The following is a 335-nucleotide window of genomic DNA, read 5'->3' on the forward strand; positions in this document are numbered from 1 at the left end:
CGATGCTAACGCCAACCACGTATCTCAGTACGCAGGTCTTAACACCATCGATACGAACACGGCGCTTTTGGCGAGCGGTATGCAGACCACCGATACCGGGTATAACGCAACCAATCCGTTCTACCAAACAGTTCCGGCAAACGGTTCGGCGTATCTGGTAACAGTTGCTGGTACCACCGCGCTTGATGGAATCACGTCGTGGGCAGTCGGTGACTTGGCTGTTGCGTTTGGTAATTCGTGGATCAAGATTGCGGGCGCGAACTCGGTTACGCCGTGGCGCGGTTTCAATACCGTGGTCAACCGCAACACGAGTCAGACGCTTACAGCATCGGCAT

At 54.9% G+C, this 335-nt stretch carries 1 protein-coding gene; it reads left to right on the forward strand.

Annotated features, from left to right (window positions below; translation table 11 throughout):
• Window positions 1–335: hypothetical protein (locus AC1RO3_RS08945; protein ID WP_481764074.1), on the forward strand; the 335-nt coding region annotated here is incomplete at both ends.

This window comes from Dellaglioa sp. CoH-57-MRSF-19 (genome assembly GCF_056781975.1).